The 22,194-nt window shown below is 63.0% G+C and carries 28 protein-coding genes; 24 read left to right on the forward strand and 4 right to left on the reverse strand.

The annotated features are described in order from the left end of the window. Positions 1-34: 34 nt before the first annotated feature. From ACQ4OD_RS07020 to ACQ4OD_RS07030, 3 genes are all read right to left on the reverse strand, one after another. On the reverse strand, positions 35-298 hold the full coding sequence (locus tag ACQ4OD_RS07020; RefSeq protein ID WP_371349921.1) for an ogr/Delta-like zinc finger family protein: 264 nt from the start codon (positions 296-298) through the stop codon (positions 35-37). An 88-nt stretch (positions 299-386) separates the two neighbouring features. Next, positions 387-1,244, reverse strand: coding sequence for a phage portal protein (locus ACQ4OD_RS07025; protein WP_430944105.1), 858 nt, complete (start codon positions 1,242-1,244; stop codon positions 387-389). Further along, positions 1,156-3,213: a terminase large subunit domain-containing protein gene (locus ACQ4OD_RS07030; protein WP_430944071.1), complete on the reverse strand. Its 2,058-nt coding sequence runs from the start codon at positions 3,211-3,213 to the stop codon at positions 1,156-1,158. Before ACQ4OD_RS07030 ends, ACQ4OD_RS07025 begins: the two co-directional genes overlap by 89 nt. A gap of 170 nt (positions 3,214-3,383) precedes the next feature. Here ACQ4OD_RS07030 and ACQ4OD_RS07035 point away from each other — a divergent pair, with 170 nt between their 5' ends. From ACQ4OD_RS07035 to ACQ4OD_RS07150, 24 genes are all read left to right on the forward strand, one after another. Continuing rightward, on the forward strand, positions 3,384-4,304 hold the full coding sequence (locus ACQ4OD_RS07035; RefSeq protein WP_430944072.1) for a GPO family capsid scaffolding protein: 921 nt from the start codon (positions 3,384-3,386) through the stop codon (positions 4,302-4,304). A gap of 1 nt (position 4,305) precedes the next feature. Then, the gene (locus ACQ4OD_RS07040; RefSeq protein ID WP_330126128.1) at positions 4,306-5,325 is read left to right on the forward strand and encodes a phage major capsid protein, P2 family; all 1,020 of its coding nucleotides are present in this window, start codon (positions 4,306-4,308) and stop codon (positions 5,323-5,325) included. After that, complete coding sequence (gene gpM / locus ACQ4OD_RS07045; RefSeq protein WP_430944073.1) at positions 5,322-6,056, forward strand: phage terminase small subunit; 735 nt, start codon at positions 5,322-5,324, stop codon at positions 6,054-6,056. Before ACQ4OD_RS07040 ends, gpM begins: the two co-directional genes overlap by 4 nt. 96 nt (positions 6,057-6,152) lie before the next feature. Next, positions 6,153-6,614, forward strand: a complete 462-nt coding sequence (locus ACQ4OD_RS07050; protein ID WP_330126130.1) for a head completion/stabilization protein — start codon at positions 6,153-6,155, stop codon at positions 6,612-6,614. Then, positions 6,611-7,057, forward strand: coding sequence for a phage tail protein (locus tag ACQ4OD_RS07055; RefSeq protein ID WP_430944074.1), 447 nt, complete (start codon positions 6,611-6,613; stop codon positions 7,055-7,057). The genes ACQ4OD_RS07050 and ACQ4OD_RS07055 overlap by 4 nt, the downstream gene beginning before the upstream one ends. After that, positions 7,047-7,727: a phage virion morphogenesis protein gene (locus tag ACQ4OD_RS07060; protein ID WP_430944075.1), complete on the forward strand. Its 681-nt coding sequence runs from the start codon at positions 7,047-7,049 to the stop codon at positions 7,725-7,727. Before ACQ4OD_RS07055 ends, ACQ4OD_RS07060 begins: the two co-directional genes overlap by 11 nt. Before the next feature lie 11 nt (positions 7,728-7,738). Beyond that, positions 7,739-8,845 (forward strand): DUF2586 domain-containing protein, encoded by a 1,107-nt coding sequence (locus ACQ4OD_RS07065; protein WP_430944076.1) that lies wholly within the window; start codon positions 7,739-7,741, stop codon positions 8,843-8,845. 12 nt (positions 8,846-8,857) lie between these two features. Beyond that, entirely contained in the window at positions 8,858-9,307 is a 450-nt protein-coding gene (locus ACQ4OD_RS07070; protein ID WP_095155755.1) for a phage protein, read from the forward strand. Further along, positions 9,307-9,519, forward strand: coding sequence for a TraR/DksA C4-type zinc finger protein (locus ACQ4OD_RS07075; protein WP_430944077.1), 213 nt, complete (start codon positions 9,307-9,309; stop codon positions 9,517-9,519). Before ACQ4OD_RS07070 ends, ACQ4OD_RS07075 begins: the two co-directional genes overlap by 1 nt. Then, positions 9,516-9,722 carry a hypothetical protein gene (locus tag ACQ4OD_RS07080; RefSeq protein ID WP_430944078.1) on the forward strand — a complete coding sequence of 69 codons (207 nt, stop codon included), beginning with the start codon at positions 9,516-9,518 and terminating at the stop codon, positions 9,720-9,722. Before ACQ4OD_RS07075 ends, ACQ4OD_RS07080 begins: the two co-directional genes overlap by 4 nt. Continuing rightward, complete coding sequence (locus ACQ4OD_RS07085; RefSeq protein WP_430944079.1) at positions 9,719-10,249, forward strand: lysozyme; 531 nt, start codon at positions 9,719-9,721, stop codon at positions 10,247-10,249. The genes ACQ4OD_RS07080 and ACQ4OD_RS07085 overlap by 4 nt, the downstream gene beginning before the upstream one ends. Beyond that, entirely contained in the window at positions 10,246-10,740 is a 495-nt protein-coding gene (locus tag ACQ4OD_RS07090) for a lysis system i-spanin subunit Rz (RefSeq protein WP_430944080.1), read from the forward strand. Before ACQ4OD_RS07085 ends, ACQ4OD_RS07090 begins: the two co-directional genes overlap by 4 nt. Then, positions 10,737-11,024, forward strand: coding sequence for a putative phage tail assembly chaperone (locus ACQ4OD_RS07095; protein ID WP_430944081.1), 288 nt, complete (start codon positions 10,737-10,739; stop codon positions 11,022-11,024). Before ACQ4OD_RS07090 ends, ACQ4OD_RS07095 begins: the two co-directional genes overlap by 4 nt. Positions 11,025-11,044: 20 nt before the next feature. Continuing rightward, positions 11,045-11,188, forward strand: a complete 144-nt coding sequence (locus ACQ4OD_RS07100) for a DUF6890 family protein (protein WP_413697903.1) — start codon at positions 11,045-11,047, stop codon at positions 11,186-11,188. A gap of 5 nt (positions 11,189-11,193) precedes the next feature. Further along, positions 11,194-13,176 (forward strand): phage tail tape measure protein, encoded by a 1,983-nt coding sequence (locus tag ACQ4OD_RS07105; protein ID WP_430944082.1) that lies wholly within the window; start codon positions 11,194-11,196, stop codon positions 13,174-13,176. Then, positions 13,176-13,496 (forward strand): DUF2590 family protein, encoded by a 321-nt coding sequence (locus tag ACQ4OD_RS07110; RefSeq protein ID WP_430944083.1) that lies wholly within the window; start codon positions 13,176-13,178, stop codon positions 13,494-13,496. The genes ACQ4OD_RS07105 and ACQ4OD_RS07110 overlap by 1 nt, the downstream gene beginning before the upstream one ends. Further along, positions 13,493-14,668, forward strand: a complete 1,176-nt coding sequence (locus tag ACQ4OD_RS07115) for a baseplate J/gp47 family protein (protein ID WP_430944084.1) — start codon at positions 13,493-13,495, stop codon at positions 14,666-14,668. Before ACQ4OD_RS07110 ends, ACQ4OD_RS07115 begins: the two co-directional genes overlap by 4 nt. Next, positions 14,661-15,185 carry a phage tail protein gene (locus ACQ4OD_RS07120; protein ID WP_430944085.1) on the forward strand — a complete coding sequence of 175 codons (525 nt, stop codon included), beginning with the start codon at positions 14,661-14,663 and terminating at the stop codon, positions 15,183-15,185. The genes ACQ4OD_RS07115 and ACQ4OD_RS07120 overlap by 8 nt, the downstream gene beginning before the upstream one ends. A gap of 8 nt (positions 15,186-15,193) precedes the next feature. Beyond that, a complete protein-coding gene (locus tag ACQ4OD_RS07125) occupies positions 15,194-17,056 on the forward strand; it encodes a phage tail protein (RefSeq protein ID WP_430944086.1) in 1,863 nt (620 codons plus the stop codon). An 11-nt stretch (positions 17,057-17,067) separates the two neighbouring features. Beyond that, a complete protein-coding gene (locus tag ACQ4OD_RS07130; RefSeq protein ID WP_430944087.1) occupies positions 17,068-17,634 on the forward strand; it encodes a hypothetical protein in 567 nt (188 codons plus the stop codon). After that, the gene (locus ACQ4OD_RS07135) at positions 17,631-18,554 is read left to right on the forward strand and encodes a hypothetical protein (protein ID WP_430944088.1); all 924 of its coding nucleotides are present in this window, start codon (positions 17,631-17,633) and stop codon (positions 18,552-18,554) included. The genes ACQ4OD_RS07130 and ACQ4OD_RS07135 overlap by 4 nt, the downstream gene beginning before the upstream one ends. Beyond that, a complete protein-coding gene (locus ACQ4OD_RS07140; RefSeq protein WP_430944089.1) occupies positions 18,551-19,093 on the forward strand; it encodes a DNA-binding protein in 543 nt (180 codons plus the stop codon). Before ACQ4OD_RS07135 ends, ACQ4OD_RS07140 begins: the two co-directional genes overlap by 4 nt. Beyond that, positions 19,090-19,800, forward strand: a complete 711-nt coding sequence (locus ACQ4OD_RS07145) for a hypothetical protein (protein WP_430944090.1) — start codon at positions 19,090-19,092, stop codon at positions 19,798-19,800. The genes ACQ4OD_RS07140 and ACQ4OD_RS07145 overlap by 4 nt, the downstream gene beginning before the upstream one ends. Then, positions 19,773-20,741, forward strand: a complete 969-nt coding sequence (locus ACQ4OD_RS07150) for a hypothetical protein (RefSeq protein WP_430944091.1) — start codon at positions 19,773-19,775, stop codon at positions 20,739-20,741. Before ACQ4OD_RS07145 ends, ACQ4OD_RS07150 begins: the two co-directional genes overlap by 28 nt. Before the next feature lie 37 nt (positions 20,742-20,778). On the opposite strand, the gene ACQ4OD_RS07155 is transcribed toward ACQ4OD_RS07150, so the two are convergent. Then, on the reverse strand, positions 20,779-21,681 hold the full coding sequence (locus ACQ4OD_RS07155; RefSeq protein WP_430944092.1) for a hypothetical protein: 903 nt from the start codon (positions 21,679-21,681) through the stop codon (positions 20,779-20,781). Positions 21,682-22,194: the final 513 nt, after the last annotated feature.

Here is a 22,194-nt window from a genome sequence, read left to right on the forward strand (position 1 = left end):
AACGAAGCCGCCGACCCGAAGGCCGGCGGTGCTGTCAGGCTGTAGGCCTGGTCTGCCCCATGTGTTCGAACAGCTTCCGCTGCATATCCGCCGGCAGGCTCTTGAAGCGATCGAGGATCAGGGTGTCCAGTTGCTGGGCTGACGGCCTCAACGTATGCGAAAACGACAGGGTTGATACCCAGGTGTGGCCGCACTGGGCGTCCAGGCACTGGCAGTAGAGCTTGACGTAGGCGCGGGTGACCTCCTCCCGCGAACTGATCCGGCCTTTATGGCCACAAGTCGTGCAGTTGACTCGCATGGTGTCCCTCCCCAGGGTTCAGATGCGCCATCATTATGCCGTCATTTGGCAGTTGAATCACCTATGAAACGTTACTAGATGTAGTGCTTTAATCGGTCTTTTGCGGATCTTTCCAGCCAATTTTCCTGTCCTCCCTGAGGTGGTCATTCACCTGGCAGAACAGCTGGCAGATGGGCCGAATTTCGTTGCTTGTGTACACGCGATCGATCTTTTCGATGTCCCCGAAACCGCCGGTGGTTTCGGGGATGATCCCCGCCAGGGCCGGGTTCATACGCCAGGCGGCGATAACGTCGTTGCGGGTGATGTTCTTGACCTTCTCCAGCTCGTCCTTGGCCTGGAAGTCGCCCACCGGGATGATCTTGATTGCGTTCTCGGCACCGCCGGGGATGTTCACGAACATCGATCGGAAGTTGCCCACGCCCTTGCTCGCGCTGATCTGGGCGCGCAGCTCGTTCTCGTCCTCCTCGGTCAGGTCCGGGTCGTTGGTGTAGAAGATGTACCCAGCGTGCGCGCCGTTGCTGTAATAGCGCCGGCGGAAGAGGGTCGCGGCCTCGTTCAGCAGCAGAGCCTGCAGGCCGCCCAGGTAGTCGGGGATCCCGTAGATGTTCTGCTCGACGTCGTAATCCTTGATGTGGACGATCTCGTCCTGGTCGAAGTCCTCGAATTTGTTGTCCGGCAGCAGCATGCGATAGCCGCCCATGACCTTCACCCGCATGTTGATGGCCATCAGGTGGTCCAGCTCCACCGTCTGCCCGAAGGCGTTCGGGATCCGGTAGAAATACGCCTCCCCGAAGACCATGTAGTCCAGCGCGGCCTTGGCCATGGTCTGCGCGCTGCAGCCCTGGGAGGCGATGAACTCACGCAGCATCAGATTGCGCTTGAACTTGGGGATTGCGCCGTGGTGCGCGTTGGCGCGCAACAGCTTGGCCAGGCCTGCCCGCGACACCGGCGGCTTGTAGATCTCGCCGTCGTCGCTCGGGAACACGCCCAGGTACTCGCCGATGTTGCCGCTGAGGACCTGCTCCGGCTCTCCGAAGGTGAACATCCTGGTGGGCTGTTGCGACCGCGCCGGCGGCGCTGCCTTGCTGTTTCTGCGTCGTTTGGGCATTGGTTCCGCTCGTGAGGTAGCGGCTGCGGCGCCGCTTATTGGTGTTCAGTGGCTCGTTGTAGAGGGCGTGCATGATCGACCAGGCGATGTCGGCGTGGCCGGTGGCCTCGGTCCTGGACGCGCTGAACGTGATCTGCCCGCCGTTGGTGGTGCCGCGCTTGATCGTCAGGAAGGCCTGGGCGATGTCGGTCCAGCCGGCGTCCCACTCGATGCGGCCCGCCTGGATGACGTCCTGGGCCTTGAGTACCAGCCTGGTTTTCGTCTCGAGGCTGTAGTGGATCTGCATCACCCGTGGGTAGAAGTCCTTGACCAGGTCGTAGACGCCATAGCCGACGCCGGTTGTATCGATGCCGATGTGCTGCACGTTGAAGCGCTCGGTGATCTTCTTGACCTGGGCGGCCTGGAACGTGAACGACTGTCCACGCCAGCTGTGCTTCTCCAGGATCCTGAACTTGCCGCCTGGGTCGTCCGGCGGGGCGACCACCACACACGTGGCGTCGTCCCGGGTTCGGCTCGGGTCGTAGCCGACCCAGACAGGGCGATTAGCGAACGGACGCGCATCGTCTGGGTTGAAGTCGTCCCAAAGCGAGAGGTCGGAGTAGGCGCGTTCCAGGTCCTTGAGGCCGAACGCGCTCTGCGTGCTGTCGATGAACTTGCAGTAGAACAGCTGCTGGAAGCTGTCTTCGTCATACTCCTGCTGCAGTTGGTCGACGTCGAACAGGTCGCAGCCGCCGGCGATGGCATCGTCCAGGGTGATCGTCTTGCGCCATTGACCATCCGGGCACAGCGCGCCTTGGGTGTATGCCGCTTCGCCGGGCCAGTCGTTGGCAGTGGGTTTGCCCCGCTTGCTGTTGCGGTAGCCCTCGCCGGTCCAGAACGGGTACGCCTGGTGCGATACGGCGCTGGGTGTCGAAAAGTAGGTCTTGCGCCACTTCTTGTGGGTGCCCATGGCACTGGCCACTTTGCTCAGCTTCTCGAAGTCACGGATCCAGAAATACTCATCGACGTAGACGTGACCGTGGTAGCCCTGTGCGGTGCTGCTGTTGGTAGACAGGAACCGCAGCTCGGCACCGTTGCTGAGCGTGATCGGGTTGCCGGTCAGCTCGATGCCGAACCACTCCTGGGCGAACGACACGATGTAGCTGCGGAAAATCTCCGACTGGGCGCGGCTGGCCGACAGGAACACCTGGTTGTCGCCGGTCAGCACGGCGTCCATGAAGGCCTCGCCGGCAAAGTAGTACGTCAGCCCGACCTGCCGGCTCTTGAGGATGTTGCGGATCCTGCAGGTGAGAGGATTGAGTTTGGCGGCGAACAGCTCTTTCTGGTAGCCGTACATTTTGGAGATGAACTTGTCCAGGAAGTCCACCTCGGTCAGGCCGCTGATGTCGTTCTTGGCCTTCTTCTCTTTGCGCTTGCCCCCTCGATCGCCCTTGTCGCCCCGATCTCGACGCTCACGGCGTTGCCCGCGCCGTTCGTCCTGGTCGTGATCAGCTGCAGCGTCATTCACCGGCGCCGGCGGCCTGCTCGATTGCTTGAGCAGGCGCTCGCGCAGTGCGGTCAGGCGCTCCAGCTCGTCCAGCTCGCCCTTCGTCAAGGCATCAGTCTTTTCCAGGATGAGCGTGATTCGCCGGCTCACTGCAGTGACCGGCTCCTCATCCGTAAGCATCTCGTCCCACGATCCCTGGCGGATCCAGTAATAGATGATCCGCACATTGGGCAGCTTCAACTGAGCCTGGATTTCCTTCACCGATGCCCGGCGTAGGTAGAGGCGTTTGGCGGCCTCTTTGACTTCGATGGAGTAGTTCATGCGCCGCAGTCTATGCGGCGAACCGCGCCGAAACGCCGGGGAAAACTTCGCGTTTCTCCTAGATTTGAAAAGTAGGAAACATCCGGAATTAAAGCGTTTGGCCGGGCTGTTTCCGGTGCCTATGGTGGGGGCCTCTGACCTCGTCGACCATTACTGAGCACTGTCCCGACATGCCTCGATCCCTTGTCTCCTACTGGAAGCGTGTAGCCGTAAGCGGCCCGACCGTTGATGGGCGCGAGATCCTTCCTCAGGAACTGCGCGACATGGCGGAAACCTATGACCCTGCGCTTTACACGGCGGTCATCTGGTGCGAGCACGAACGGTGCTACGGCGCGTTCGGAACCGTCTACGCCGTTCGCCTCGTTGAGAAGGCTGACGACCTTGAGGAGGGGGCGCTGGCGCTGGAGGCGCAACTGAAGCCCAACGACAAACTTCTGCGCCTCAACGACATGGGCGAAAAGTTGTTCTCCAGCATCGAAATCGACCCGAACTTCCGGGGTCGCGGCAAGGCTTACCTGCGCGGTATCGCCGTGACCGACGAGCCGGCCAGCGTCGGCACCCAGGAGCTCTACTTCTCGGCCAGGGCCGGCAAGCACACCTATTTCGCGGCTTCTCAGGAGCTGGGTCCGTTTGAGGACGAGCCGAAGGGCGAAATCGGCAAGCTGACCAACCTCCTCACCAAGCTGTTCAAGCGCTTCGCCGCCGACGAAGGCAACACCGAAACCGAACCCACCACCACCGAGAGCAAACCCCCAATGGATGAAGCTACCGCAACGGCCTTGAAGGCCCTGCTGGCTCAGCTGCTCGTTGTCGCCGCCGGCATTCAGGCAGTGATCGAGCCCGCCGCCGAGGATGCACCAGAGCCTGAGCAGGCTCCGATCGATGACGTCCAGTCCGCGGTTGACGACATCGTCACGACCGCCGAGGAGCAGCGCGAGTACGCCCGCAACGGCGGTGCCAGCAACAAAGCTGTACTGAAAGCCCTGGCGGGCCTCCAGCAGCAGTTCACCGCCCTGCAGAACACCCCAACCGGTCGCAAGTTGCCGCGCTCCACCGGCCCTGCCGCCACCCCGAAGAAGCGGGTGTTCTGACATGGCCCGTAACCTGAGCGCCTACGGCGCGGAAATGTTCGCCAATCTGCAGTTGGCCATGGCCGAGAGCTATGGCGTTAACCTGGTCAGCACGCAGTTCAGTGTAGAACCGTCGATCACCCAGGAACTGAACGACGCGATCACTGCGAAGTCGGACTTCCTGGAGCGGATCAACGTCGTTCCGGTGACCGAGATCAAGGGCGAAAAGGTCTTCATCGGTACCAATGGCCCGGTGACTGGCCGCACCAACACCAAGACCACCGATCGTGAGGCCAAGGATGCCTCCGGTTTGGACAACAATCAGTACGAGCTGCACGACACCCAGTCCGATGTCGGCCTGCCGTACGCCAAGATCGATGCCTGGGCCAAGTTCCCTGACTTCCATCAGCGTTATTCTGCCGCCGTGCAGAAGCAGATCGCCCTGGACCGCATAATGATCGGCTTCCACGGTACCCACGTGGCCATCGATACCGACATCACCCAGTACCCGCTGCTCCAGGACGTGAACATCGGCTGGCTGCAGATCTTGCGCACCCAGGCACCGCACCAGGTGGTGGCCCAAGGCAAGGTGGCCGGCAAGATCGTCATTGGCGCCGATGGCGACTACGCGAACCTCGACGCCGCAGTACATGACGCCAAGCAGTTGGTGGATGAGCGTCTGCGCGAGAACGGCGACCTGGTGGCCATCATCGGTTCCGACCTGCTGGCAGCTGACAAGGCGAAGCTGTACAGCAAGCAGGCTGATACCCCGACCGAGAAAGAGCGCATCGAGTTGGCCCAGGTGATCGCCACCTATGGCGGCTTGGCGGCTTACAGCGTGCCGAACTTCCCGGTGGACGCGATCCTGGTCACCAGCTTCGACAACCTGTCGATCTACTACCAGGACACCAGCTGGCGTAAGCAGACCGTCGACAATCCGAAGCGCTCCCGTGTCGAGGACTACAACAGCCGCAACGAGGGCTATGTGGTCGAGCAGCTGGAGAAGGCCGGCCTGATGGAGAACATCGAGGTGGCCAAGTGAGCCTGGCCCTGGCGCACAAGCGCCGGACCCTTGCCATGGGGGCTGCAGCTGTGACAGCTGCAGCTACCGCCGCCACGCTGGCGTACTCGCCTGCTGAGGCGCTGAGTAGCCCTGCGAACGCTCGCAAGCACTTGGCGCTGATGGAGGCTGGTCTGGATGAGGATCTGGCTCGCTTGAGCGATATCAAGGCCCTGACCACCAAACAGGACCTCAAGCGCAACGAGCTGCTGCCCAAGTATCAGGAGTACATCGACCGCTACTTGGCGTCCGGCATGGTGTACCCGAATCGCGTCATGGTGATGGTCATGGTCTGGCTGTTCGATACCGCCCAGTTCGAGGACGCCCTGGCGCTGGCAGACATCGCCATCGAGCAGGGTCAGGTAATGCCGGAGCGCTTCAAGCGCGACATCCCGACCTTTGTCGCTGATGCCGTGTACGCATGGGCCTACGACGAGCACAAGGCCGGTCGTAGCCCTGAGCCTTACCTGTCCGAGCTGCTGCCGCGAGTGGATGGTGAGTGGGATGTACCGGAGCAGATCCCGGCCAAGTACCACAAGCTGCTCGGTATTCGAGCCGTGGAAGGCCAGGAATGGGCCAAGGCGATCGTGCATCTGGAACGCGCGGTCAAGCTGTATCCCAAGGTCGGCGTAGGCACTCGGATCGAGAACGCTCACAAGGCCTTGGCCAAGCTGCAGTCGGCGCCAGTGGTGCCGGCGGCCATCACCCCGTAACCGACTACCCCCCCAGCGGGAACCCGTGAAACGAGTCGACCATTTATGGCCCGCCCCGTGGCAACGGTGTTTCCCGCCCTATTCGAGTGGCCAGCAATGAGCTTTTCAGGCAAACCTACCACGGTCGTAGAGCAGACCATCGAGAACAACGGCTTTTGGCCGGACCTCTCGCTGGCTGAATACCAGAAGGCTTACCGCCTGCCGGGTGAGTACCTGAGCGAGGTGCTGGTCACTCAACTTGTACTGGCCATGGGCGACGTGAACACTGACCTGGCCCGCCTGATGGCGAGCTGGCAAAGCCTCGGCATCACCGAAGTGGCCACCGCCGACCCGCTGCTCCTGCAGGAGCGGGCTTACAAGGTGAAGCTGTACAAGCGCGCCGTGTACTGCCGGGCCAAGGCCACCGCCCTGACCGACTTTGCGACCGTTACCCGCCGCGAAGTGGCCGAGAACACCGGCAAGGAAGCCCCCGAGCGCGCCGACACCTTCCTGGCGTTCAGTCAGGCCGCTGTCCGTGCCCTGCAGGGCCGCAGCCGCATCACGGCGGCCTTGCTGTGAACAAGCTCCAGGCCATGACGGCCTACCTCCTCGAGGCCAACCTGGTACTGCCGGAGCAGCTGGACAGCTGGACCGACCAGCTGAGTCTGGACCTGATCTGGAAACCCACCGGCAACGGCGGCATGCACATGGGCGACCTGCGCTACCGGGCCGTGATCGTTCTTGAGCGCTTTGCCGGCAACCCGTCGCTGCTCATGGCCCTGGTCGGCTCGTGGCTGGAGTCGAACGATCCAGACCGTGGCGACGACCTGCCGGTGCCCGCGTTCGCTGTCGAGCCCCTGGACAACGACCTGTTCGACGTAGAACTGACCATCGAATTCGAGGAAGGGCAGCACCTGGTCGAGGATCCGAACGGTCAGATCGAGTCCGGCGGCAAGAAGTACGGCCTGGGCCAGGCCGAGCTGTGGGTAGCAGAGCAGGGCGAGGTGGCGCATGGCGCGTAGCACCCTCGACATGGACGTGCGCGGCCTACTCGATGCACAGGCCCAGCTAGATCTGCTGGTACTGCCGCCTAAGCTGCGCCGGCGCCTGCTCAACCGCCTGGGCACCCGTGCCCGAAGCCTGAGCCGCAAGCGCATTCGCAACCAGCAGAACCTGGACGGCTCGCCATTCGCACCGCGTCGCGATGCTGACGCTGGCAAGAAGAAGATGGAGGCCGGCTTGGGCAAGCTGCTGCAGGTCACCCGCGTGGAGGCCGACGAGGCTGTCTTGGGCTGGAAGAACAACCTGACCAGTTGGGTGGCCTCCCAGCAGCACAACGGCGCTTCCGAACGCCGCACCGCGCAGCAGATGCGCCGCTGGAACCGAGTCGAGGAAGGCGCCAAGAGCACCGATAAGCAGGCCAAGCGGCTGCGCCGACTGGGCTTTCGCGTGCGCCAGGCCGGCAAGAAGCGGCTGAGCCGTCCCCCAGTGTCATGGATCCTCGAGAACGTCAGCTACATGCAGGCCGGCGTGCTGATCCGCGTCCTGGACGAGGAACGCGGCGAGTCCACCGGCGCGCAGAGCTGGGAAATCAAGCTGCCCAAGCGGCAGTTCCTGGGCGCTGGCAACGAGCAGGAGAACCGCGACCTGCTCAACCTCCTGCTTGATCAAATCATCAACTCACCCCGTTAACGAGGCATCGCATGGCACTCGGCAAAGTCAGCGTGAACAATCTCAACCTCGGCCAGGGTGCCGTGACCGAGATCGAGCGCTATTTCCTTTTCATCGGCCCCGCCGGCAAGAACGTCGGACAGCTGCTGCAGCTCAACACTGACAGCGACTTGGACGCCATGCTGGGCGTGCCGGCAAGCGACCTGAAAACCCAGATCACAGCTGCACGATTGAACGGTGGCGACCGCTGGGCATGCATCGCGGCCCCGATCGGCGCAGATGGCAGTTGGCAGGGCGCGCTCGAAAAGGCCCAGCAGCAGGGCTATTCCGTCGAAGCCGCAGTAATCACCACCCCCGTGACCGCCGGCGCCGAGCTGGCCGCGATGAACGATGCCGCGACCGCAGTCAGCAACACCTACGGGCGTCGTCTGTTTGTGATGGCCGCCACTGTAGGCATCGGTGCTGAACAGACCTGGGCGGAATACGCAGCAGCGCAGAAGGCAATCATCAAGGACTTGATGGCGGCCCGTGTCCTGGTTGTGCCTCAGTTGCACGGCAACGACCTGGGCGTGCTCGCCGGCCGGCTGGCCAACGCCGCCGTGAGCATCGCCGACAGCCCTATGCGCGTGGCAACCGGCGCAGTGCTTGGGCTCGGCGCGGTACCGAAGGACAAGGAAGGCATTCCGCTCCCATCCGCTGTCCGCGCTGCACTGGATGCCGATCGATTCTCGGTTTCCCAGACTTACCCGGACTACCCGGGAGTGTACTGGGGCGATGGCAACATGCTGGACGCGCCGGCCAGCGACTACCTGGTGATCGAGTACCTGCGCCTGGCCGACAAGGCCGCTCGCCAGATCCGGCCGCTGCTGATCCGCCGTGTCGGTGATCGCCGGCTCAACAACAGCCCGGCCAGCATGGCGGCCGCCGTCACTGCGTTCATGAAACCACTGCGAGCGATGGCCAAGTCCACCACGTTCGCGGGCGAGCAGTTCCCTGGGGAGATCGAACACCCGAAGGATGGCGACATCGTCCTGACCTGGGTCACCAAGACCCGCATCGAGGTTTACATCAAGCTCACCCCGCTGAACTGCCCGAAAGACCTCACCGCGAACATCGCCCTCGACCTTTCCAACGAGTAACCAGGAGTCCCTATGTCCCGCATTGGCGGCAAGAACTTCGATATCAGCGTGGGCGACCTGCAGGTGCACGTCGAGTCCTGCACTCTCGATATCACCGACAACAGCGCCGTGGCGCAAACCCGGGGCGTACCGGACGGCTACGTCGACGGTGACGTCTCGGCCAGCGGTGAATTTGAATTCGACAGCATGAACTTCAACCTGCTGATCGAGGCTGCGCGCACCGCCGGCAGCTTCCGCCAACTGGGCGTATTCGACAGCGTGTTCTTCGGCTCTGCAGGTGACCAGGAGCTGAAGGTGGAGGCCTTCGGCTGCCGCCTGAAAGTCTCCAGCCTGCTCAGCGTCGACCCCAAAGGCGGCGAGAAGTCGAAGCACAAGGTGCCGTTCGACGTCACCAGTCCGGACTTCATCCACATCAACGGCGTGCCGTATCTCGCCGCGTCCGAGATCGAGGGCCTGAGCTGATGGTCTGCCCGTTCGATCGCGCCCAAGCCCTGGAACAGCGTCAGCGTGACCAGGCGATCGCCGCAGCCCTGGCCCAGGCGCCGTCGAGTGGGCCGAGCCTGAGCCACTGCGAAGACTGTGGCAACGAGATCCCCCAGGCTCGCCGCGCCCTGGGCGGAAAGACCCGTTGCGTACCGTGCCAATCCACTTTCGAGAAAGGGGCCCAGCGATGAGCGCGAACCAGGCCGCCCAAGACACCGCCATCGCCGTTGCCAAGGCCGCACCCGCGATCGGCGTGGCCGCGACCGGCGCAACGGGCACCGTCGACTGGTCCTCAGTCGCCTACATGCTGACCGCGCTCTACATGGTGCTGCAGATCGTTCTGCTGGCCCCCAAGTACAGGCAGATGCTCCGCACCTGGAAGATTAAGTCATGAGCCTGCGCAATCGGATCATCGCCGGCACCATCAGCCTGGTACTGGGCAGCAGCACCCTGATGGCGTTCCTGGGCAAGTGGGAAGGCGAGGGCCAGAACGTGGTCTACGCCGACAAGCTGGCCCGGGGCCTGCCGACTGTGTGCATGGGCGTCACCCGCCACACCAGCCCCTATCCGGTAATCGTGGGCGACTACTGGTCCCCCGAGCGCTGCGCCGAGGTGGAAAAGCTGGTGGTGGAGAAGGGCCAGCTGGCCCTGGCCGACTGCCTGACCAACCCCAACATCACCCAGGACACGTTCGACGCTCTGAGCAGCCACGGCCACAACGTGGGCGTACCGTCGACCTGTGCGAGCCGGGCCGTGGGTCTCATCAATGCGGGCCGCATCGCGGAAGGCTGTCGGGCGCTTGCCTGGGGCGCTGATGGCCGCCCTGTCTGGGCCTACGTCAGCGATGCCAAGGGCTACAAGCGGTTCGTACCCGGGCTGCACGCTCGCCGACTGGATGAAGCGAGGCTGTGCGCCGCATGACCATTTCCCCATTCCGCCTGCTGCTGGTCGTGCTGCTCGCCGCCGGCGCGGCCTGGTTCGCTATCGACCTAGTCCTGCAACAGCGCGACAACGCCCGGTCGGAGCGCGACCTGGCCCAGGACGAGGCCGCAGGCTTGCGCGAAGCCGCCCGAATCACCGGTGAGCGGCTGGCCAAAGCCGCCGCCCTGGACAGCAAACACACCCAGGAGCTGAACGATGCGCTCAAGAACAACAAGGATCTGCAGCTCGCTGTTGATCTTCGCGATCAGCGGCTGCTCGTCAAAGCCAGTTGCCCCACCGTCGCTGTGCGCACCGATTCCGCCGGCGCCGGCATGGCTGATGCAGGACCCGCCGAACTCGCAGCAGACGCTCGATCGGATTATTTCACCCTCCGGGATCAGCTCGTCCTCAGCCGGCAAATGATCCTCGGCCTGCAGGACCACATTCGCACCTTTTCCACCAACCAACCAACCACTGGAGCAACACCATGACCGACCGCCGCGAGATCACCCTGGAGCTGGGCGAACAGGATTTCACCTTCACCCTGACCCCTGCTGACGTGACTAAGTACTTCAACAGCATGACCCAGAACAATAAGGTCGCACCGGCCAATAACCTGCTCGTCACCACCGTGCACCAAGACCAGCGTGCCAACCTGAAACCGCTCCTGGGCAACCCGGTCATGACCATGCAACTGGCCGGCGCTCTCATGGAGGAGTACGCCCCCAACGTTGACGTGATCGTAAAAAAGTCCTCGAGCACGCCGACCGCCTGACGGAAAACGGGCTGGGCCAGTTGCTGGCCCTCACCAATCGCTGGCTGCCTGGTGCAGAGCCCTCGATAGAGAACATGGGCCTGGCCAAGTGGCTGGATGACGAACACTGGAGACGCATGGAGATCGCTGTGGCCAACGGCATCGCCCATGCGCTCAATGGATAACCCCCATGGCTGATCGCTCCTCCCGCCTGGACTTCATCCTGGCCCTGACCGACAAGGTCACCGCGCCGATCGGCAAGGTGAAGACGACCTTTTCCGACCTGGCCGAGCAGAGCCAGGAGAACTTCAAGCAGATGGGCATCGGCCTGGCCGGGGTGACTGGCAGCTTCGTCGCGATCAACGCCTCGCTTGAGCCTGCGCTAGAGATGAACCGCGCCCTGGGTGACGTCCGCTCACTTGGCGTGGCTGAGAACGCCCTTGAGTCGTTGAACGCGAAGGCCTTGGAGTTTTCCGTAGCCTATGGGGAGAACGCGCAGGAGTTCGTCGCCTCGGCGTACAAGATTCAGGGCGCGGTCGAAGGCTTGGCCGGCACCCAGCTGGCCGCCTTCACCAACACCAGCGCCGTGCTGGCTAAGGCCACGAAGGCCGACAAGGAAGTGATGAGCGAGTACGTCGGTACGCTCTACAACCTGCAGAAGCAGCAAGCCGACGCCATGGGCGCGAGCCAGTGGGTCGAGAAGCTTGGCGGCCAGACAGCGTTGGCCACCCAACTGTTCCGCACCAGTGGCGAGGCTATGAAAGACGCATTCAAGGAAGCCGGCGCGATTGCGACGGCGTCCGGCATTGACCTGGCGGAGCAGATGGCCGTGATCGGCACTCTCTCGTCGACCATGGAAGGCGGCGATGCTGGCGGGCGCTACAAGGCGTTCTTCGAGAACATCGCCAACGCCTCGGACAAGCTGGGGATGAACTTCACCGACGCCAACGGCAAGGCCCTGCCGATGCTCGACATCCTGGGCAAGCTCGAGGGTAAGTACGGTGACCTCAAGAATGCCGCGGCCAACGCCAAGCTGGTGGAGGCCTTCGGTGGCGAAGGCGCCCAAGTGATCGGCGCTCTAGCCACTGACACCGGCCGGCTGCGCAACGGCATCGAGCAGTTGGGTAAGGTGCACGGCCTGGAGCAGGCCGAGCGCATGGCCAAGGCGATGGTGGACCCCTGGCAGCAGTTCGGCGCCGCAGTACAAGCCCTGCGCATCGCTTTCGGCCAGTCCCTGATACCGATCCTGACCCCGCTCATGGATCGCCTGGTCGGCATCGCCGGAACACTGACCCGTTGGTCCCAGCTGTTCCCTAACATCACACGGGTGATCGGTATCACCACGCTGGTGATCCTGGGCATGGCCGCCGGCATGGGTCTGCTCACCTTTGTTGTGGGCCTGTCCAGGTCGACCTGGTTGTCCCTGGTGACGATCTGGAAGGTGCTGACCTGGACCGGGTGGAAGAGCATAGCGATGTTCCTGTACCACACCGTGATGGTGAGCCTGTTCGTCGTCGGCATGGTCGCGATGTACACCTGGATGGGCCTTGTACGGGGTGCGATGTTGGCCTGGCAGGGCGTGATCTGGCTGGTGAACGCGGCACTCAGCGCAAACCCGGTCGGCCTGATCGTGATCGGCATCGCGGCCCTGATCGCCGTGGTCGTCCTCGCCGTTGCGTACTGGGACGAATGGACCAGCGCGCTGATGAACACCGCAGCATTCCAGTGGATCAGCGAGCAGCTGCAGGCCTTATCCGCATGGTTCGACACCATGGGCGGCTGGTCTGGCATGGCCAAGGCAGCGTGGGACGGCATCGTCTCGATCTTCCAGAGCGCCATTAACGGCCTGATCGAGCTGATCAACAAGATCCCCGGCGTGAACATCGAAACCCGCCTGGGCGACATGCCGACCATCCCGGGCGTCGACCAGGCGGTGATGGCCGTCGAGACGGCCAGCGTCTCGCAGAACGCCGCGCAGGCCCTAAGTCCCTCGGTACCAAGCCTTGCGCCGGCAAGGCCCAACGCCGTGCCCAAAGGCGGGTTGCTGAGCAGCATCCAGAACACCAACACCCAGAACAACACCGGCAACAAGGTAGAGAACATGAACATCTACAACAGCCAGCCGATGGACGCCCAGCGCCTGGAAGGCATGCTCGAAATGGCGGTGGGCTGATGGACGGCCAATACATCGACCTGTTGATCCAGAACAACGACCTGGTGCTGGACCTGGCCCGCCAGCCTGAGCCAATCCAGGACCGGGCGAGCATCGCCCAGGACATCGCGCACATGATCCGCGACAGCGGCCTGCTGGTGACCCTGGTGGCCGAGCGTGATCGCTTGCGGCAGCGCGACTGCATCCAGCAACTGGAGCTGCTGGTGGAAGAAGACGAGCGCCTGATGCCGGGCACGGCGCAGATTGTCGAGCAGGGCAACGGCGTCTACCTGGTCACCGCGACCACGCTGGGGTTCGGCGATATCGGAGTGACCGTATGAGTGACGTTGATTTCACCCAGGCGCTCAAGGACGCCGGCATCCCAACCACCGAGGCTGGCCTGCGCCAGGCCTGGGAGGCTGAGGTTGTCGCCCAGGGCAGCAAGCTGAGCAACACCAGTGCCTACTCGCCGTTCTGGCGGGTGATGACCGCGCTGGTGACCACGCCGGTGCTGTGGATCCTGCAGTTCCTGGTTACCACTGTTCTACCGAACTTCTTCGTCAAGACCGCGACCGGCAGTTGGTTGGACATGCTGGCATGGGCGGTGGATGTGACACGCAAAGGCTCGACCAAGGCAATTGGCGTCGTCCAGTTCACGCGAACCGCACCAGGCGGCACGCTGACCGTGCCGGTGGGCACGGTGGTCCAGTCGCCGGCAATCAATGGCCACATCTACCAGTTGGTGACCACGGCGGAGGGGCATTTCAGCGACGGCCTGATGCAACTGGATGTCCCGGTCGAGGCCGTCGAGGCCGGCGCCGGCTTCAACCTTGCCCCCGGCTACTACGCAATTCTGCCGGTACCGGTGGACGGCATTGCGCTGGTGGTCAACGGCGAAAACTGGCTGACCACCCCGGGCGCCGACGCCGAGCCCGACGACGAGCTGAGGCTGCGCACGCGCAACCAGTTCAGCGCGGTCAACCAGTACCACACCGACGCCGTGTACCGGGCGATGATCTCGGCCTTCCCGGGCGTGCGGCCGGACGGCGTGTATTTCGAGCACGGCGCGCCGCGTGGCCCGGGCAGCGCGAACGCCTACGTACTGTTCGATGCCGGCGTGCCGGCGGACACGTTCCTGGCCGAGATCAACGCTTACATCCGCGACCAGGGCAACCATGGCCATGGCGACGACCTCCTTGTGCTCGTCATGCCGGAGACGCTGCACAACGTCACCGTCGAGCTGTGGCCCCGGGCCAACCTGACCGCCGTTCAACTGGCGCAACTGCAGGACGACGTCGCGTTGTTCATCCGCACCGCATTCCGCGAGAGCACAACCGCCGACTTCACCCCGACCCTGACCTACCCGCAGTCGCGGTTCTCGTTCAGCCGCCTGGGCGAGGAGCTGCACCAGCAGTTCCCGGCCATTGAGTCGCTACGCTTCGCGAACCTGGACATCGAGTCGAAGCTGGAAATCCCGCGCATCAACAAGCTGACGGTGCAGCCCCATGATTAAGCTGAAACTGCCGTTTTGGCTTGAGGGCGTCGAGCTGGCCAAGTTCCGGGACGCCGCGCAGTCCTGGTGGGAGCGGGTCGAGGACTGGCTGCGCTGGCCGCTGCTGCAGCTCGATGCCGAAGCCTGCCACCTGGTCATCCTGGATCTGCTCGCGTGGCAGCGCGACATCACCCGCTTCAAGGGTGAACCCGAATCGCTCTACCGGTTGCGGGTCAAGTACGCCTACATCAACGCCGTCGACGCCGGCAGCGTTGCGGGGATGAAGCGGATCCTGGTGCGCCTCGGCGTCGGCTATGCCGAGATCGAGGAGCGCGACCCGGGCCGGGACTGGGACGTGATCATGTTGCGCCTGTCCGACTCGCAGTTGTCGCAGAACCCCGAGCTGCTGCGCGTGCTCATTCAGCAATACGGCCGCACTTGCCGGCGCTACGACTTCATCACCATCACCCCCGTGACGCTGCAGATCGCGGCCGTTCACTTCAATGACGATCAGCAGACGCTGGTCGCTCGCCTGTAGGAGCCCCCATGGCCACTATTACCCTCGCCGGGGAAAGCCTGATCGCCCGCCAGCAAGCCGCCCGGCTGCCGCTGGTGATTCGCCGCTTCCTCTTTGCCAACGTGCCCGGGCTGGACCCCAACGCGGCGGTTGACCGCACTGCCGCCGGCAGGCCCTCGGCCGCCCGCATCGTCCATACATACGAAATGCCCCAGGAAAACGCCGGCTACGTCAACCCGAACCAGGTCGTCTACAGCTGCCAGCTCGGGTCCGACCTGGGCGACTGGGATTTCAACTGGATCGGCCTCGAGGCCGAGGACGGCACCCTGTTTGCTGCTGCCCACGTGCCGCTGCAGCAGAAGCGCAAGAACATCCCGCCGCTGCAGGTGGGCAACAACATCACCCGCAACTTCCTGGTGGCCTTCGACGGCGCCAAGGCGCTGACGGCGATCACAATCGACGCCAAGACCTGGCAGCACGACTTCACTGTGCGCTTGAAGGGCATCGATGAGCGCGAGCGCTTGGACAACCGGGACGTCTTCGGCCGCGCCTGTTTCTTCGATACCGGCCTGCAGGTCAACAAAGTCAACACGACGTACGTCCTGGGCGGTGGCGTCGCCTACATCGAAGGCGTTCGGGTCTACAGCGGTGCGACGGTTCCTATCACCCCCACCAGTTACCCGACCATTGTCTGGCTCGATGTCGCGCTGCAGCGCGAGCTGAGCGACGTCGTTGCCACCTGGAAAGTGAGTTTCGGCGCCGCGATGAGCGACTACACCGACGCCTCCGGCGTGCCTCACTACTGCGTCGCGCTGGCCGATATCTCCGCTGCCGGCGTCGTCACTGACCGGCGATCGGTGGAGTCGATCACCGGCCCGCTGATCCAGCACTTCGCCGCCCGCGTCGGCGATTACCCGAACCTTCGCGCCCGGGCAACCACTGCAGACGACGTCGGCTTGGGGAACCTGCCGAATGCCAAGAGCGACGACCCAGACAGCGACAGCAGCTACATCCTGGCGACCACAAAGGCCCTGCGCCGGTTGGCCGCTGGGTTCGACCTGGGCACGCCTGCCGGTCCTTACACGCAGGTGTCGGTCAACACGCGGGGCCAGGTCACCGGTGGCAGCCGACCGACGAAGATCCGCGACCTCGGCGTCACGGATGCGTTGATTCCTGGGGACTACGGGAGCCCGACTGCAGCCACCAGCCGCTTTTTCCGGATCACCTCGGAGGTCGAGCCCGCAACCACGCATTGGGACTCCATCACGGCCGTGGGCTATCACTACAAGCTCGTCCACGGCCAGAACCCGGGTGGCCCTGGCGACGACCGGTTCTATTACGTGAAGGTGATCGCACGCGGGAATGCCGGCGGCACGCCGGTCCTGCAACAGTTCGCTGAGCCCTATGCAGCACCGAACCACGCCGGAAAACACTGGTGGCGTGGTCTGAACGACACGTGGGCACCCTGGATCGAATCGCTCGACAGCACTCGGCTGGGTACCTCGTCTGAGCTGCACACCGGGGCCTATCCGACCCGGATCCCCACCTTCGACATTCTGCTGAACGGTCTGCTGGGCTCTGCGAGCCCGAGCCACATCATGATTCCGTCCCGCGCCGGTGGCCGCGTCCAGTTCAAGCTGGTGCAGTTCGGCAAGACTGCCAACGTCCCCTCGGACGGCTCGATCAACGTCACGTTCCCGCTGCAGTACGCCAGTGAGCCGATTGTGATCGGCAACATGACGTATCCAACGTTTAGCGCCCTGCGCACCAGCAGCTTCGCGCCGGTTGGCGTCACCACCACCGGTTTCACAGTCGAAAACCAGGCTGTCATCGAATCCACCTCACTCAACGTCGGGCCGGCCTTCTGGCTGGCGATCGGCGACCCTGCTTAAAAGGAATCACCATGTTCGCCACCTGGATCGAAAAGGATCAGCGCTTTGGTTTCCGCCTCTCGGAAGGGGTGCACGAAATCGGCGAAGAGGAGCACACGCGGCTGCTGACAGCTGAAACCCTGGGCATGCGCCTGGTTCCGGATCCGGCCACCGGCCGGCCGATCGCCGTCCCGGCCGTGGGCCCCGGGATCGAGCCCGCCGAGGCGCTGAAAAAGCTGCACCAGCAGACCGTGGCGGAGATCAAGCGCCAGTGCGAGGCCACTATCACGGGCGGCTTCTGGTCGAATGCCCTGGGCGAGCGTCACCGCTACAACAGCCAGCAGGAGGACCAGTTGAACCTCACCGGCGCGGTGCTACGCGGCGAGCCCATGGCATTCCCGTGCCGCGACCTGTGGCTGGTGAAGGCCTACCGGATGCACACCGCAGAGCAACTGCGCAAAGTCAGCGACGAATTCACGCTGTTCAAGATGCAGCTCCTGCAGCGCGCCGACGAGCAGTGCCAACTGGCCGACGAGGCCTTGGCCGAGGGCGACCTGGTGACCCTGGAGTCGCTGCGCTGGGAGGCTCCTGCGTCATGACCTGGTCGTCGGTGAACATGCAATGGCCTGCGCAGAGCACGGGCTGGATGGATCAACTGGCCGGCGCCCAAGCGCTGGCCAGTCACGAGCTGGGGAGCACGGGCGATCGGCTGGCCAGCCTGGCCGACCAGGTGCAGACCAACCCGGGGCCGGTCGGCGAGGCCGCCCAGGGCGCGATCGCCGCCGGCCGGGCTGCGCTCCAGGAGCAATTGAGCCAGGCGCCGGCCTGCCTGCTGGTGACACCGTTCCAAAGCGGGGTTGGCCAAGGGCCCGGGCATCAGCGCTATCTGTCGGCCCCGAACCTGCTCCAGGTGATGGCTGACAAGCTCCTCGAGGACGGCGCCGTGGGCCAGGCCAGCGGCGAACTTCATGCCCTGTCGATCATGTTCCTGGGCACCAGTTTTGCCGACCTGGCCAGCGTCCTGTCGCGGTTCAATGCCTTGATGCCGATGCCTGACCTGGTGAGAGCTGAGCGCCGCGCCGGCCAGTTGTCCCGCCTGGAGAGCGAAAAGTGGGAGATTCCCGTTGCTGGGCCTTTGCCGCGTTGGCAGTCGCTGCCGATGGAGCGCTGCACGGTGCTCAAGACGATGAAACAGGCCATGGCCGGCCAGGTCGCCGTCCTGGAAGGCTATGCGGCCGATAGTTCGCCCATGGCTGATCTGGCCGCGTTGTCGCAGCGCAAGGCCGCGCAGCAGCTGCAGCGTGACGGCCAGATGGCCGATCTGCGCGCACTGCTTGCCGGCGGCATGCCGGATGAGCGGATGAAAGCCCGCCTGGTTGGGCCCGGCGACGTCGGCCAGTTGCGCCGTGCGCTCCTGCAGGAGGAGGCACCAGGGCATGAGTGGGTATTGAGCGCCGGCGTTGTCCTGGTCGGCTCGCTCCCGGGCCTGGCCCTGGTGCGGGAAATGGTGGGCCTATGACGCTGCTCCTCGATGGTCAGAAGGTCCAGGGCAAGCGCATGAAGGTCACCGCGAACCTGCGCATCGAAGCCGACGACATGTCGGGGCAAACCAGCGGTACCGAGACCGCGCACAAGGGCTTCAAGCCGAAAACCCTGACCGTTTCGCTGACGATTCCCTACGTCGACAAGGACAACCTGCGCAGCCTGATGCGCCTGGCCGAGGCCACGGCCGGCGGCGGGCAGTTGAAGACGTACCGCGTCGTGAACGACACGGCTACCGCGTTCGGCATCCGCCAGGTGCAGTTCGCGGAAGGGGTCAGCGCCCGCGAGGACGACGTGCTGGCCCAGTGGATCGTCCAGTTCACCCTGTCTGAGAAGCTGTCGAACCCGGAAAAGGTCGAGAGCCGGCGCAAGGCCAACGGCACGACCGCGCAGTCCGCCCCAGGCCAGTCGGTCGGTGCCGGCGGCGAATCGGGCAGCGGTACCGGCGCCCAGGAGCTGACAGGCTTCGAATCCGTGCTCAAGCGCGTTGACGACTACCTGGGCGGTGGCTCATGAGCATGAAGCTCCACAAGGTGCTGACCGTTGCCGGCGTCGAGCTGCCGCTGATCCAGGACGAGGTCCGTCTGCAACTGCGTCACCCTGGGCGCGCGTCCTTCACCGTCCAGGCCGGCGCGCCGGTCAAGGGCCTGGTGACCCTGGACATTGGCTACAACGACAGCCCGCTGCAGCGCCACTTCATCGGCTACGTCGAGCGCAGTACCGCGGTAAACGGTCAGCAGCAGATCCTATTCTGTCGCGAGCTGGCCACCGTGCTCGAGGCGCCGCTGCCGCTCAACCTGCGCCACATCAGCCTGCAGGGCGTGCTCGAGGAGATCAGCAAGAAGACCGACCTGCGCTTTCGCGTGCCGGCGCAGGCCTACGCCCAGGTGAAAGCCCCGTACTTCTATAGCCTGGGCGGCGGGTACCAGGCGATGGACAACCTGGCCAAGGTGTTCGGCGTGCCGGACTTCATCTGGCAGCAGCAGGGCGACGGCGAGGTATTCGCCGGCAGTTGGGCGGATAGCTTCTTCGGCGCACGCTCGCCGCTGCAGCTGCCGATCGAGCTGTTCGACGGGTACCAGGGCAACCAGAGCGCCACGATCTCGGCCCTTCCCGGGCTGCGACCTGGTGCAACGATCAACCAGGGCGAGCGGATCACGAACGTGACGCTGGCCGGCAACCAGATGGCCATCAAATGGACAACGCAATCAAGCGCAGCGTAGAGCGGCAATTTCCCGAACTCACCGGGGGCTACCACCTGCCTCGCTTCGGCCGCGTGGTCGCGGTACCAGACGCCCCGGCCGCGCCCGGGCTGTGCGACGACTTCCGGCCGCGCTTCGGCGTCGACGTCGAAATCCTGCTGCCGGACGGCGAGCCCGACCCTGACCTGCCAGTGCTGACCGGCCTGCCGCTGCCGGCGCCGATGGGCGGCCAGGAAGCGGGCATGTTCGGCTTCCCCGAGGAAGGCACCACCGTGGTGGTGGGATTCGCCTACGGTCTGCCGCACAAGCCCTTCATCCAGCAGATCCTGGCCCACGGACTGAGCCTGCCCCGGGTACCGAAGGGCGACCAGGTGTGGCAGCACAGCGAGGCCTGCCAGCAGCGCGTCGACGCTGAGGGGAACTGGCTGCGCCAGACGGACGGAAAGATCCAGGACAAGGCGATCGAGCGCGAGGTGGAGGCCTTGGGCAACACCGAGCAGTACCAGAGCCACACCAGGAAGGTCGACGACCACAGTACCGAGACGGTGGGCGGCATCAAGAAGATCGAGGCCCTGGGCGCGCTCAAGCTGCTGTCGGGCGGATCCGCGAGCCTGGCGGCGGTCGGAGACCTGCACCAGGCCACCGGGCGCGACCTGAACCTGGTGGTGGGCCAGAAGCTGAACACCACAGTCGGTGGCGACCTGCAGGAGCGGATCCAGGGCATCCGCCGTAGTATTGCATCAAAGATATGGTTCGGATCTTCGAGCGTTAACGTACTTCAGGTACTCAGTGATTTAATCATTATCGTAGAGAATATGAATATCCAGTTGGCGCAACACACCCACGGGCCAAGTCCTATAGCAAACAATGCGGGAGCGTTCAGCATTGCCGCGCAAACCTCCTCCTCTCTAAATCTTGAGCTAGATCAAATAATTTACACAGACAGTTCTGACGAAAATTAAACGCAGGGAGTAATTGAACTCCCTTGCTGGCATGGGGCTAAATTGGCCTTTGCGCCATCTCTCTTCTGTGATCAGCGCGCCTAACCAAGTCCACAGCATTTGTTCTGGGTATGTCAGAGATATGATGCTCGGCCAGGTTGCTATGGCGAAACATGCTTCGAAAGTCAGCATCGCTGTGCGGCGAAATATACCAAAACACCAGCGCAAATAATTCATCCTGTGTCATCTGAGATTTAAGGATGTCAATATATGTCTTCTGTTCATTGAGTTCGTCCATGTCTCTTAAAAGACTTAACGTTAACGTCGTAGACAGGACAAACTGTTTGATATGTCGCTGCTCGGCAGAAAAGTATCTCTCAGCAGCGTTCGCGTAAGCAGCGTGCAGGTGTTCCGGGACGGCTGCTTGCCCACGAGCTAAAAACTCCCTCATCTCATCAATTGCACATTCTCGCAGATACTTGAATGCTGCTGCACCAGACCTATCCCCTCCCGCAGTAGTGAAACGATCACTCATTTCCCTATACAGGTCGATAAGCCTGTAGGCCTGACCATCTCGCAACTGCCGAGCAGATATCTCTATTTGCTGCTGCTGTACATTAATACTTCTCATTGAAATTTCTAGATTTGAACTCGCGAGATTCAGCTGCTCTTGTTGCGTCTGCATATTCTGCATCGCGAGTTCCAAGTTCGTCCTTGCCAGTTTGGCCTGTTCCTCACTATCGTCCATTTGTCTTGCGAGAGTTATATACAAAAAATAAACACTTGCTAGTGCGGCGATTGGATTTAAGACCCCGCCGATGAAGTCGCCATATTGCCCCCAAGCACCAGGATCCTTGGAAATCCCCGGCCCAAAGTTAAAAAAATAAAGCAAGTTTATAACGATCAGCAAAGCCACGGCTATAAGTGCCGGCAAGACTGGTTTTAGACGACCAAGCTCCATGTCGTAACCCTCATGATTTTTATGTCAGCCTAACATAGTAGCTCATTCCAGTGCTTTTAGATGAATCAGGAGGGATCACAGAGTCTATGATTTAAATCGAGGCTTCTGGATACTCCTGCCAGCTTCAGCGACAGTCTCATGGGGGCTATCGTCCGTAGCATAGGAGGCTCGAGACCCGATCAAAACTTATCAGCGCAAGAAAAAAAGTGGCAGAAATTCACTTATCCCCCTCCCGCCGACGCGCTTTTCGTCGCGAAAAAGTGCAAACCAGCGGTGGGGTGCAATCCAAGCTGCAGGCCGCGCCGATTACGGGGCCTGGTAGAGGGCCAGCCATTTCACACAGTGAAAGGAAATGAAAGATTGTGCAGGCTCGGTTGCACTGTGTGGCGGGGGAGGGGTAGGTGGGCAGTCCCGCTGCAGGCCACGGAATCCGGGAGGGCGCAGTGAGAAAATCCAGGTTCTGCTGGGTTTTCCATTTTGGTCCTGGTCTTTTCAACCGCTGCAGATCGCACC

It is taken from the genome of Pseudomonas sp. WC1, assembly GCF_050586565.1.
GTDB lineage: Bacteria > Pseudomonadota > Gammaproteobacteria > Pseudomonadales > Pseudomonadaceae > Aquipseudomonas.